General features: G+C 33.7%; 11 protein-coding genes. 4 read left to right on the forward strand and 7 right to left on the reverse strand.

Features of this window, described 5'->3' with window-relative positions:
* Window positions 1-2: 2 nt before the first annotated feature.
* From FDY99_RS11915 to ileS, 6 genes are all read right to left on the reverse strand, one after another.
* A complete protein-coding gene (locus FDY99_RS11915) occupies window positions 3-647 on the reverse strand; it encodes a SanA/YdcF family protein (RefSeq protein ID WP_139421718.1) in 645 nt (214 codons plus the stop codon).
* 127 nt (window positions 648-774) lie between these two features.
* The gene (locus tag FDY99_RS11920; protein WP_139421720.1) at window positions 775-1413 is read right to left on the reverse strand and encodes a lipoprotein signal peptidase; all 639 of its coding nucleotides are present in this window, start codon (window positions 1411-1413) and stop codon (window positions 775-777) included.
* A complete protein-coding gene (locus FDY99_RS11925) occupies window positions 1413-1607 on the reverse strand; it encodes a DUF2683 family protein (protein WP_139421722.1) in 195 nt (64 codons plus the stop codon). Before FDY99_RS11925 ends, FDY99_RS11920 begins: the two co-directional genes overlap by 1 nt.
* A 40-nt stretch (window positions 1608-1647) precedes the next feature.
* A complete protein-coding gene (locus FDY99_RS11930) occupies window positions 1648-1893 on the reverse strand; it encodes a DUF6576 domain-containing protein (protein ID WP_139421724.1) in 246 nt (81 codons plus the stop codon).
* An 86-nt stretch (window positions 1894-1979) separates the two neighbouring features.
* Window positions 1980-2360 (reverse strand): TraR/DksA family transcriptional regulator, encoded by a 381-nt coding sequence (locus tag FDY99_RS11935; protein ID WP_066678201.1) that lies wholly within the window; start codon window positions 2358-2360, stop codon window positions 1980-1982.
* 59 nt (window positions 2361-2419) lie between these two features.
* Window positions 2420-6037: an isoleucine--tRNA ligase gene (gene ileS, locus FDY99_RS11940; RefSeq protein ID WP_228448784.1), complete on the reverse strand. Its 3618-nt coding sequence runs from the start codon at window positions 6035-6037 to the stop codon at window positions 2420-2422.
* Between the two features lie 428 nt (window positions 6038-6465).
* Between ileS and FDY99_RS11950 the strand changes: the two genes are divergently transcribed.
* Together FDY99_RS11950 and FDY99_RS11955 are read left to right on the forward strand one after the other, a co-directional pair.
* A complete protein-coding gene (locus FDY99_RS11950) occupies window positions 6466-7758 on the forward strand; it encodes a phenylacetate--CoA ligase family protein (RefSeq protein ID WP_139421726.1) in 1293 nt (430 codons plus the stop codon).
* Between the two features lie 95 nt (window positions 7759-7853).
* Complete coding sequence (locus tag FDY99_RS11955) at window positions 7854-8450, forward strand: hypothetical protein (protein ID WP_139421728.1); 597 nt, start codon at window positions 7854-7856, stop codon at window positions 8448-8450.
* A 35-nt stretch (window positions 8451-8485) separates the two neighbouring features.
* Here FDY99_RS11955 and FDY99_RS11960 read toward each other — a convergent pair whose 3' ends face one another.
* Window positions 8486-9730 (reverse strand): NAD(P)/FAD-dependent oxidoreductase, encoded by a 1245-nt coding sequence (locus FDY99_RS11960; RefSeq protein ID WP_139421730.1) that lies wholly within the window; start codon window positions 9728-9730, stop codon window positions 8486-8488.
* 85 nt (window positions 9731-9815) lie between these two features.
* On the opposite strand from FDY99_RS11960, the gene FDY99_RS11965 reads away from it, so the two are divergent.
* Together FDY99_RS11965 and fabG are read left to right on the forward strand one after the other, a co-directional pair.
* A complete protein-coding gene (locus FDY99_RS11965; RefSeq protein WP_185148727.1) occupies window positions 9816-11336 on the forward strand; it encodes an HAL/PAL/TAL family ammonia-lyase in 1521 nt (506 codons plus the stop codon).
* Between the two features lie 47 nt (window positions 11337-11383).
* Window positions 11384-12115: a 3-oxoacyl-ACP reductase FabG gene (fabG, locus tag FDY99_RS11970; protein ID WP_139421734.1), complete on the forward strand. Its 732-nt coding sequence runs from the start codon at window positions 11384-11386 to the stop codon at window positions 12113-12115.
* The last annotated feature ends 87 nt before the right edge of the window (window positions 12116-12202 follow it).

Below are 12202 nucleotides of genomic sequence, written 5' to 3' on the forward strand. Positions count from 1 at the left end.
CATTATGGAATCAAAATCTTCTCCCCACCAAACTTAGGTTCTACACCAAACATAAAATCCCAGAAAACTTTTGCTCTTGCCAGTTTTTCTCTCGCATTGGTTTTTAAACCGGCATATTTATTAACATCTGCTGCATTGTAACCCCAAGCTTCAATATTGTTTTTTCTTGCTAAATAAACCGCTCTTTCGTTGTGAAACCTTTGTGAAATAATGATGTAAGAGCTTTGTCCGAAAATCTCTTTTGCCCGAAGCACAGAATCTAAAGTTCTGAAACCCGCAAAATCTTCGAAAATTTTATCAGCAGGAACTCCGGCTTTGATAAGCTCGTTTTTCATTTCTTCAGGCTCATTGTAATCTTTCTTAGAATTGTCACCACTCACGATGATATTCTGAATTTTTCCTGATTTATATAATTGCGTAGCTGCCTCAATTCGATTGAAGAAATAAGCATTCGGTGCTCCGTTGGATAAAGTTTTACTTGTTCCTAAAAGAAGTCCCGTTTTTTCATTTGGTAAAGTTGAAATATTAGACGTTACGTAATCTTCCGACTGATTATTAATTGTAAAATTTGACCAGATGATAAAAATAATTCCTGCCACAAAAAGTAGCAGGAAAATTTTGATTATATTTTTTATAATTCTTTTCATACATTGTAAACCTTGAAGGTTTCATAAAAGTATGAAATCCCTATGAGTTGGCAACACAAAAATCGATAAAGATTTTGGGATTAAATATGTCCTTTAGAAGACAATAAAAATCTACATATTAAATATTTTAGAACTCAAGTCCGTTTGGAAAAGCTTTTTTTCTGAAAATTAAAAGCAATGCAGCTCCAATAGTAATAGCAGAATCGGCAACGTTAAAGATATATTTAAAAAACTCAAGATGTTTTCCACCAATTACAGGCCAGCTTTCGGGAACATACCAATCAACTAAAGGAAAATGTAGCATATCAACAACACAGCCTTTCATAAAAGTAGAATAACCTTCTCCGAAAGGAACCAGTTTAGAAACTCCGCCATAACCGATCCATTGATTTACATTTTCATCGTAAACCATTCCGCTGTCGAAAATTAAACCATAAAACATTCCGTCGATAAGATTTCCAATAGCTCCGGCAAAAATAATTGACATTGGGATAATCAGATAATTAGATTCGCCTCTTTTAAGCCACTTATTGAAAAGATAGATCATTCCGCCAATCAGGAAAATACGAACAATCACTAAAAAATATTTACCAAGCATTCCACCAAAATGAAAACCATAAGCCATGCCCGGATTTTCTACAAATGTAAGCTTAAAACCTGGAAAAACAGGAATACTGTCATTCAGGTTAAAATTTGTTTTGATATAAATTTTTGAAGCCTGATCTATTAATAAAATAAGAAAAGTGATTAATGCTATTTTCTTCATTACTTGTCTTTCTTTGGATTGTCTTTAAAATCTCTTACAGGTTTATCCTTTTTTACAGGAGCTTTTGGTTCAAATTTTTGTGTTTTTGCACCTCTGGTATGAAATTTTTCATATCGAATTCCCATATCTTTCATCACGCTTTTTAGCGCATTCAGCTCCATTTGGTTTTTTGGGTGTACAATTAATGCTTCCATTTTAATTTATTTTTTTGTCAGTCTTAGGATAATCAAAGACTTAATGTTTAGAAAGTTCGTCGAGTCTTTTTCTGTCTTTTGCAGGCAGATCATTGATTCCGTTCTTGCCCATTTTACTGAGAAGCCTGTCGATTTCTTTTTCTCTTTCTCGTTTATCTGAGTTGAATTGCTGATCGATTGTCAGATTTTTAGGCTTATCAGGATAGAATCTGTTTTTGATTCGATCTTTATTAAAAAACCATAAAACAACAACGAGGATAATTCCTAAAATCAAAAATTCACTCATAGATATAATTAAAAATTAGGTTTATACAATGCTGTAAAACATTATATAAACCCAATTAATTATTTACAAAAATAAGATAAAAATAATTATCTCTTCATATTTTTAGCTTCAATACTCAAAGTAGCATGTGGTACGGCCAAAAGTCTTTCCTTTGGAATTAGTTTTCCCGTAACTCTGCAAACGCCGTAAGTTTTGTTTTCAATTCTTATTAAAGCATTTTTAAGATCTCTTACAAACTTTTCCTGTCTTCCTGCCAAAATAGAGTTTTGCTCTTTGCTCAACGTTTCTGCACCTTCTTCAAAAGCTTTGAAAGTAGGTGATGTATCATCCGTTCCGTTATTTTGATCATTGATAAAGCTTTCTCTGATTAGCTGTAAATCTTTCTCTGCTTTCTCAATCTTTTCTTTGATTATTTTTTTAAACTCTTGTAAATCAGAGTCGTTGTATTTTACTCTTTCGTCTTGCATTGTCTTTTTCTTTTTTAATAAATTTATGATTTGGAAATTGAAAAAACAATAGTTATATATTAATTTTTTTCAACATTCACTTTAAATTTAATCTCATCGATGTCGATTTCGTTAAAATTTGAAAGTGAAGATACAATTTCTATTTTATTTGACAAGACCTCAGATGAAATATATTCTTCATTTTGTTTGATCTGCTCCAAAAACGGAGTGTTTTCTTCCAAAACGATGCTTATTCTGTCTGTTAATTCAAAATCTTTCTCTTTTCTGAGATTTTGGATCCTGTTGATAAATTCTCTTGCGATACCTTCAGATTTCAACTCATCAGTCATCTTCAAATCTAGTGCCACAGTTGTTTTCCCGTCTGAAGTTACCGTCCATCCCGGAATATCTTTTGTTGAAATTTCTACATCATTCAATGTGATTTCATATCCTTGGATTTCTAGGCTTCCTTCTTTTTCTAAAGATGAGATTTGTTCGGCAGAAAGATTAGTAATTTCATTACCAACAACTTTCATATCTTTTCCAAGTCTCGAACCTAAAGTTTTGAAGTTGGGTTTGATCTGTTTTACAATTAAATGAGATGCTTCTTCAGCATTGATCAATTGTAATTCCTTAACGTTAACTTCCTGTTTAATTAATTCTGCAACGGCTAAAATCTGCTCTTCAGTTTTCTTATCCAATACAGGAATCAACACTTTTTGTAACGGTTGACGAACTTTTACGTTTTCCTTTTTTCTCAATGAGAAAACCATACTTGTAATGTTTTGTGCTAAATGGGTTTTTTCAACCAAATCCTGATCGATTAAACTTTCATCTGCAACCGGGAAGTTCGTTAAATGCACAGATTCTACGCTTTCTTTTCCTGTTACTTTGTTTAAATCCTGATACAACTGATCCATAAAGAACGGAGCAATTGGTGCAGATAATTTGGCAACAGTTTCAAGACAAGTATATAAAGTTTGGTAAGCAGAGATTTTGTCATCAGAATAATCTCCTTTCCAGAAACGTCTTCTGCACAATCTTACGTACCAGTTTGATAAATTATCGTTTACGAAATTACTGATCGCTCTTGCAACTCTTGTTGGCTCGTAATCTTCGTAAAATGCTTTTACTTCTTTAATTAAAAGATTTAATTCAGATAAAATCCAACGGTCGATTTCCGGTCTGTTTTGAACCGCAGGTTCAGCGAATTTGAATCCGTCAACATTTGCATACAAAGCAAAGAATGAATAAGTATTGTAAAGTGTTCCGAAGAATTTTCTTCTCACTTCGTCAATTCCTTCGATGTCAAATTTTAGGTTTTCCCAAGGATTTGCGTTTGAAATCATGTACCAACGCGTTGCATCCGGTCCGTAAACAGCAAGAGTTTCGAACGGGTCAACTGCATTTCCTAAACGTTTTGACATTTTCTGACCGTTTTTATCCAAAACAAGTCCGTTACTCATTACATTTTTATAAGCAACAGAATCAAAAACCGCCGTTCCGATAGCGTGAAGTGTGTAGAACCAACCACGAGTCTGGTCAACACCTTCCGCAATGAAATCTGCCGGGAAAGCTTTATTGTTATCAATTAATTCTTTATTTTCAAAAGGATAATGCAACTGTGCATAAGGCATAGAACCTGAATCAAACCAAACATCGATTAGGTCGCTTTCACGGTTCATTGCTTTTCCTGAATCTGAAACCAAAACTACTTTGTCAACTACATTTTTGTGCAGATCAACCAAAGAATAGTTTTCTTCAGACATATTTCCAATCTCAAAACCTTTGAAAGGATTTTCTTTCATTAATCCTGCAGTAACAGATTTTTCGATTTCGTTATATAATTCTTCTACAGAACCGATGATTTTTTCTTCTTTTAAATCTTCAGTTCTCCAGATTGGCAATGGAATTCCCCAATATCTTGAGCGGGAAAGATTCCAGTCGTTTACATTTTCCAACCAGTTGGCAAAACGACCTTCTCCGGTAGCTTTTGGCTTCCAGTTGATGGTTTCGTTCAATTCTACCAAACGGTCTTTTACAGCCGTCATTTTTACAAACCAAGAATCCAAAGGATAATATAAAACAGGTTTATCGGTTCTCCAACAGTGTGGATAAGAGTGAACATATTTTTCTACTTTGAAGGCTTTGTTTTCTGTTTTCAACAAAATCGCCAATTCTACATCCCAAGATTTTTCAGGTGCAGTTCCTTCATCGTAATATTCGTTTTTAATATATTTTCCTGAGAAAGTTTCCGGAACATCATTTCCTTTGATGAATTTACCTTGTAAATCAACCAACGGAACTAAATTATCATTTTCGTCTTTCACCAACATTGGAGGAATTCCTGCATCTTTCGCTACTCTCGCATCATCTGCACCAAAAGTAGGAGCGATGTGAACAATTCCAGTTCCATCTTCTGTGGTTACAAAATCTCCAATGATTACTCTGAACGCTTTTTCAGGAGTTTCATCCGGTGTAAACCAAGGGATTAATTGCTCGTATTGTGTTCCTGCAAGTTTTTCTCCTGAGAAAATTAAATTTTCTTTATACAATAAATTTATTAAATCTTTTGAAGAAAATATTTTAAGGTCAAAACCTTCAATATGTGGAAGTTCTTCGGTCATTTGCGGACAAATAAAAACTCCTCTATTATAGCCTGAACTAATACAAGACCCAACAAATTCGTTTAAACTCTTTAAGTTATAATTAGTTAGTTTTAGTTCTACGGGATATTCAACATCATTTATAAAAGTAAATCCGTCAAATTTGAAATTTTCTTTTTCTAATGTTAACCTACCTTTAAAAATTTCTTCTACTATCCATTTTTCTGCTTGCTTATTAGATAAATTTTTAAAAACTCTATCAAAAGCAATTAGAACATTACTTTTTTCATCAGTATATTGATTTTCTATGCTTTTCAATAAGACATATTCAATATCTCTTCCTACCGCCAAAGCTGTGTTTGAAGGCAAAGTCCAGGGAGTTGTCGTCCAAGCTAAAACGTTTACATCTCCATCAACATCGTTGAATAATTCTGAAGAATCTTTTTTAACTTTAAACTGAGCAACAATTGTTGTGTCGGTAACATCACGGTAAGTTCCAGGCTGATTTAATTCGTGAGAAGAAAGTCCGGTTCCTGCTTTTGGAGAATAAGGTTGAATGGTGTAGCCTTTATACAATAATTCTTTGCTGTATAATTGCTTCAACAGCCACCAAACCGTCTCCATATATTTTGACTTGTACGTGATGTACGGATCTTCAAGATCTACCCAATATCCAATTTTTTCGGTAAGGTGATTCCAAACATCGGTATAACGCATTACTGCTTCACGACAAGCTTTGTTGTAATCTTCAATCGAAATTTTTTTGCCAATATCTTCTTTAGTGATTCCGAGTTCTTTTTCAACTCCTAATTCCACAGGAAGTCCGTGTGTGTCCCAACCTGCTTTACGGAAAACCTGTTTCCCGTTCTGCGTTTGGTAACGACAGAAAATATCTTTCAAAGCTCTTGCCATAACGTGATGAATTCCGGGCATTCCGTTGGCTGAAGGCGGACCTTCGTAAAACACAAACTCAGGATTTCCCTGACGTGTTTCCACACTTTTTGCGAAAGTGTCGTTTGCTTTCCAGAATTCCGAAACATTCTCGGCTACATCTATAAGGTTGAGGTTTTTATATTCTTTAAATTGGCTCATTGTAATTTCTCAATTTCGTTGATTAATCAAGTTGGCAAATTTAGTGATTTTTGTCGGTTTATAATATATGTTTTATTTTGATTCCATCTATTGAAAAGTTGGAATAAAAGGATGTGTATTTGACGTTAAAATTAAATGTCCCACAGATCGCACATTTTTTTATAAAAAAATTAAAACTGAACCATTAAGGAGATTTAAGAAGTTAAGCTTTTTTAAGAAAAATCAATAGATTTTTTGAAAAGCATTCTGCTGGAAGAGAGAAGAGACTTAATATTCTTAACTTCTTAATAGAAATCTTAATGGTTCAATATTTCCATCGTAATTTTATTCTCAATCATATGCGTTATCTGAGCATGAAAAATTTTCATTTGGCTTTGCTTTAATCTTTTCATTTTAATTAAATAAATTTGTCTTCTAAATTTAAACTATTGGAACTCTTCCCACTCATCGAAAAGGCAAGCATTCAGGACATCAAAAAATTTCAGGAAGAAAAACTTCAGGAACTTTTGAAATATCTTGAAGCGCATTCACCTTTTTATCAAAAATTATTTAAAGAAAAAAGTATTGATATTGCTGATATTCAGACTTTGGAAGACTTACAGAAAATCCCAACAACTTCGAAAAACGATATCCAGCAAAATAATGATGATTTTTTCTGTATTCCTCAAAATCAAATTGTTGATTACAGCACGACTTCCGGAACTCTCGGTGATCCTGTAACTTTTGGATTGTCTGATGCCGACCTTGAAAGATTGGCTTACAACGAAGCGGTTTCTTTTGCCTGTGCAGGAATTCAAAAAGGGGATGTTGTACAGATGATTACGACGATTGATAAAAGATTTATGGCTGGTTTGGCTTATTTTTTAGGATTGAGAAAAATGGGTGCAAGTGTCGTAAGAATGGGACCGGGAATTCCAGAACTTCAATGGGATTCTATTTTTAGATATAAACCAAAATATTTGATAACCGTTCCATCATTTCTGTTGAAAATGATTGATTATGCCGAAAAACACGGAATTGATTATAAAAATTCCAGCGTTTTTGGCGCGGTTTGCATTGGTGAAAGCATCAAAAATCAAGATTTTACTGATAATATTCTTTCGCAGAAAATTAAGGAGAAATGGAATATTCAATTGTATTCTACTTATGCTTCCACTGAAATGAGCACTGCGTTTACTGAATGTGAACATCAAATTGGAGGGCATCAACATCCGGAATTAATTATCACAGAAATTCTTGATGATGAAGGAAATCCAGTAAAAGATGGAGAAAGCGGTGAACTGACCATTACAACTTTGGGTGTTGAAGCACTTCCTTTGTTGAGATTTAAAACGGGAGATTTAGTTAAAGCTCATTACGAACCATGTAAATGCGGTAGAAATACAATGAGATTAGGCCCAGTTGTCGGAAGAAAACAGCAAATGATCAAATATAAAGGAACGACTTTATATCCGCCTGCAATGAATGATATTCTGAATGATTTCGAAGGAATTTTATGTTATCAAATTGTTATTCAATCCAATGAAATTGGTTTGGATGAAATTATCATTAAGCTTAGTACAGAAAGAGAAGAAGAAAGTTTTGAAGGAGAAGTGAGAGATCATTTCCGTGCAAAATTAAGAGTTAGCCCGAAAATTGAAATTGTAGATTTTGATGTTTTGTCTAAAACCGTTTTCAACCCAAACAGTAGAAAACCGATTACATTTATAGATTTAAGATGAATTTTAAATTTTATTCAAATAAGTTGGAAATATTATCGTTCAGTTAAAACTAATTTGCTTTTCTGATATTATATTTGCAATCTTAATTTTATACTATGAAAAAAATATTTCTATTTCTGTTCGTTGCAATGAGCACAACTATTTTCGCTCAAAATAAATTGACCATCGAGGCGGGAAACTTGAATTTTCTAAAAGGACAAACAGAAGTTAATGTTGAACGTAATTACGGAAGCCCACTTTTTCAGGCAGATAATTTTACAGAAACTGAATATATAGAAAGAAGACACAAAGAAACTGTAGCTAAAAAAGGTGAAGAAGCATGGAAAAAATGGATCGACATTTGGGAGCAACATGTAGAAACCATTTGGACGGAAAAATTTATTGAAGGTTTAAATAGATCAAAGAAAATTAAATTTGCTCAAAATCTTGAAACAAAATATACTTTAATTATCCAGCCAAAATGGATGTACGCAGGATGGAGCGGTTTTGTAACGCAGCCCGGAAAATTAACAGCAGAAATTACAATTGTGGAAACTGCAGATCCTTCAAAAGTTTTAGCAAAATTTGTAGGTGATAAAATTGAAGGAGTCGGAAGTAAGGTTGATTACAGCATGGAATATGGAAGAATCGCTGCAGCTTACGAAAAAACAGGAAAAGAGTTTGGGAAAGAGTTGAAAAAAGCTTTAAAATAAAACAAAAGCGGTCTGAAAATTTTCAGACCGCTTTTTTATGCTTGTTGCTTTTCTGCTTTAATGAAATTTGCTAAATTCACAATTGCAGTATCGTGTATTCTAACAAACGTATTCTTTTTATCCCAAACATAGCCTGCCAAAACTGCGCAGATTTTTCTTTTAACATCAGGATTTTCCGGTTGGTGGAAAAATAATTCCTGAAGATTTCCGGTGTACCATTCTTTTACATACGTTGTAAAAACATCAACACCGTATAAAATATAGTCTGCAAATTCTTTTTGCCAATCGACTTTTTCTCCGTTTAATTGTCTTATGGCTAGTTTTGCCGCTGTCATTCCGCCTTCGGTTGCAAAAGCCATTCCCGAAGAAAAAACAGGATCTAGAAATTCTGAAGCATTTCCCGTTAAAGCAAATCCGTCACCGTAAAGACTTTTTACCGAGCAAGAATAATCTTTCAAATGTCTTGGTTCAAAAAGAAATTCTACATCACCAAAACGCTTTACATAATAATCAGAAAGGGAAATTGCTTTTCTCAAAGCTTCTGTAGGGTCTCCATTTTCAGATAATTTTTCAATATAATCAGTCGGACCAACAATTCCTATACTTGTATTTCCATTGGAAAATGGGATTACCCAAAGCCAGACTTCTGTTTCAATAATGTCAAAAGAGATCAAAGTTCCTTCTACGCCTTCTTCTCTGTTGATATCTTCAACGTGAGCAAAAATTGCAGAGTGCGGAGACAATTTTGAGGATTTTTCTAAATCTAAAAGTCTTGGTAAAACTCTTCCGTAACCGCTGGAATCAATTACGAATTTTGCGTGAATTTCTTTCGTTTTTCCGTCTTTCGTTTTAACGGTTGTGACAGAATCTGTTCCGTTAAATTCAATGCCGATAACTTCGGTTTCAAATTCAAGGTCAATTCCTTTGTTGATGACTTCCTGAGCCAAAGTATTGTCGAAATCAGCTCTTGGAACTTGCCAAGTCCAATCCCATCCTTCTCCGAATTTGTTGCTGAAGTCAAAAATACAGACTTCATTTCCTCGCATAAAACGGGCTCCCAATTTTTTTTCAAAGCCCATTTTATCTAACGCAGGAAACAATCCGGCTTCATCAAAATGATCCATCACTCTGGGAATAAGGCTTTCGCCAACAACAAGTCTTGGGAATTTTGTTTTTTCAACTACTTTCACATTGATGTTATTCTTCTTCAAATAAGCAGAAGATACGCATCCGGAAGGTCCAGCTCCAATTACTAAAACATCAACAATTTCTTTGTCCATTTGTTTAATAAAACTTTTTATCTTTGCGCAAAATTAGTGACAATTAATCATATCTTACAAAATTATATACCATTACTTTTAATTGATGAAAATAAATAACTTTTTAGAACTGAGAGATTTTCAGAGAATTATTATTGAAAATGAAAGCATAGAATTAGATCAATCACTTCTCCAGAGGGTGAATGAAAGCTTTTCTTTTCTGAAAGAATTTTCAAAAAATAAAGTAATTTATGGAGTAAATACGGGTTTCGGACCGATGGCTCAGTTTAAAATCAGTGATGAAGATACCCATCAACTTCAATATAATTTAATCAGAAGCCATTCTTCAGGGATTGGAAATCCGCTTCCCGCGGATGAAGTGAAAGCTTGTATGTTGGCAAGATTAAATACATTATCGTTAGGGAATTCCGGAGTTCACGAATCTGTTGTGAATTTACTTAAGGAATTAATTAACAGAGATATTACGCCGTTGATTTTCGAACATGGAGGTGTTGGAGCAAGTGGTGATTTGGTGCAATTGGCACATTTAGCTTTAGTTCTAATTGGTGAAGGGGAAGTTTTCTATAAAAATGAAAGAAAATCTACCAAAGAAGTTTTCGAAACTGAAGGTTTAGAACCAATTCAGGTTGAAATTCGTGAAGGTTTAGCTTTAATGAACGGAACTTCGGTAATGTCAGGAATTGGAATTGTAAACGCATACAAAGCCAATCAATTAACTGAAATTTCATTAAAATTATCTTGTGCAATCAACGAAATTGTTCAGGCATACGATGATCATTTTTCTGAAGTACTGAACGGAACAAAACTTCACGCAGGTCAGCAGAAAATCGCAGAAAAAATGCGTCATCATTTAGCTGATAGTAAATTAATCAGAAAAAGAGCAGACCATTTATATACTCACTTTGAAGAACAGGAAAAAGTTTTCAAAGAAAAAGTACAGGAATATTATTCTTTAAGATGTGTTCCTCAGATTTTAGGTCCGGTTTTAGATACTTTAGAATACACTGAAAAAGTGTTGGAAAATGAGATCAATTCGGCAAATGATAACCCGATTATCAATGTGAAAGACCAGCACGTTTACCACGGTGGAAACTTTCACGGAGATTATATTTCTTTGGAAATGGATAAGTTGAAAATCGTTGTAACGAAGTTGACCATGTTAGCTGAAAGACAATTGAATTATCTTTTAAATTCAAAAATAAATGAAATTTTACCACCATTTGTTAATTTGGGTAAATTAGGATTTAATTTCGGGATGCAGGGTGTTCAGTTTACAGCGACTTCTACAACTGCAGAAAGCCAGATGTTGTCGAATCCGATGTATGTTCACAGTATTCCGAATAATAATGATAATCAGGATATTGTAAGTATGGGAACGAATGCAGCAGTAATTTGCAGAAAAGTAATTGAAAATGCTTTTGAAGTACTTTCTATTGAGGCGATTACGATTGTTCAGGCGATTGAATATCTTGGTTTTCAAGAACAAATTTCATCTAAAACAAAAGAGCTGTATGATGAAATCAGAAAAATCATTCCTGCATTTTCAAATGATATAGTGATGTATCCTTATTTAGAGGAAGTGAAAAAATATTTAAAGACAATGTAATTATTGGCTGCTTTTAGTTGTCAATATATAAATAAACTGAAACACATATGAAATGTGCAATTGTAACAGGTGGTTCTCGCGGAATCGGAAGAGCAATCTGTATAAAACTGGCTGAAGAGAAAATCGAGCATATTTTAATTAATTATACTTCAAACGAATCTGCAGCAAAGGAAACTTTAGCTAAAGTGGAAGAATTGGGTTCTACAGGAGAAATTCTTAAATTCGATGTAGGAAATGCTGAGGAAACTCAAAAAGTTTTAAATGAATGGCAGGAAAATAATCCAAATTCTGTAGTCGAAATTATCGTAAACAACGCAGGAATCACAAGAGACGGATTATTCATGTGGATGCCAATTGAAGACTGGAATTCTGTGATTAACACAAGTTTAAATGGTTTCTATAATGTGACGAATTTCTTTATTCAGAAATTGTTGAGAAACAAATATGGCAGAATTATCAATATGGTTTCTGTTTCAGGAGTAAAAGGAACGGCCGGACAAACCAATTATTCTGCTGCGAAAGGTGCTTTGGTTGGCGCGACAAAAGCTTTGGCTCAGGAAGTTGCAAAAAGAAATATTACTGTAAATGCAGTTGCTCCGGGTTTTATCAAAACAGATATGACGCAGGATTTTAACGAAGATGAATTGAAAGCAATGATTCCTGCAAACAGATTTGGTGAAGCAGAAGAAGTGGCAGATTTAGTTGCATTTTTAGCATCCAAAAAATCTTCGTACATCACAGGAGAAATTATTAATATTAACGGAGGAATTTATTCGTAAAATAATGTAACAATATAACAATGTACCAGTTTACCAATGTTTTTAAATTGTTACATTGCTAGATTGATACATTGTTAAATTTGAAAA

Origin of the sequence: Chryseobacterium mulctrae (assembly GCF_006175945.1) — a bacterium.
Taxonomy (GTDB): Bacteria; Bacteroidota; Bacteroidia; order Flavobacteriales; family Weeksellaceae; genus Chryseobacterium; species Chryseobacterium mulctrae.

What these genes read in the sequence shown, in the direction of transcription:
- FDY99_RS11915 (WP_139421718.1), bottom strand. Translation starts at nt 647, where the DNA reads ATGAAAAGAATTATAAAAAATATAATCAAAATTTTCCTGCTACTTTTT.
- FDY99_RS11920 (WP_139421720.1), bottom strand. Translation starts at nt 1,413, where the DNA reads ATGAAGAAAATAGCATTAATCACTTTTCTTATTTTATTAATAGATCAG.
- FDY99_RS11925 (WP_139421722.1), bottom strand. Translation starts at nt 1,607, where the DNA reads ATGGAAGCATTAATTGTACACCCAAAAAACCAAATGGAGCTGAATGCG.
- FDY99_RS11930 (WP_139421724.1), bottom strand. Translation starts at nt 1,893, where the DNA reads ATGAGTGAATTTTTGATTTTAGGAATTATCCTCGTTGTTGTTTTATGG.
- FDY99_RS11935 (WP_066678201.1), bottom strand. Translation starts at nt 2,360, where the DNA reads ATGCAAGACGAAAGAGTAAAATACAACGACTCTGATTTACAAGAGTTT.
- ileS (WP_228448784.1), bottom strand. Translation starts at nt 6,037, where the DNA reads ATGAGCCAATTTAAAGAATATAAAAACCTCAACCTTATAGATGTAGCC.
- FDY99_RS11955 (WP_139421728.1), top strand. Translation starts at nt 7,854, where the DNA reads ATGAAAAAAATATTTCTATTTCTGTTCGTTGCAATGAGCACAACTATT.
- FDY99_RS11960 (WP_139421730.1), bottom strand. Translation starts at nt 9,730, where the DNA reads ATGGACAAAGAAATTGTTGATGTTTTAGTAATTGGAGCTGGACCTTCC.
- FDY99_RS11965 (WP_185148727.1), top strand. Translation starts at nt 9,816, where the DNA reads ATGAAAATAAATAACTTTTTAGAACTGAGAGATTTTCAGAGAATTATT.
- fabG (WP_139421734.1), top strand. Translation starts at nt 11,384, where the DNA reads ATGAAATGTGCAATTGTAACAGGTGGTTCTCGCGGAATCGGAAGAGCA.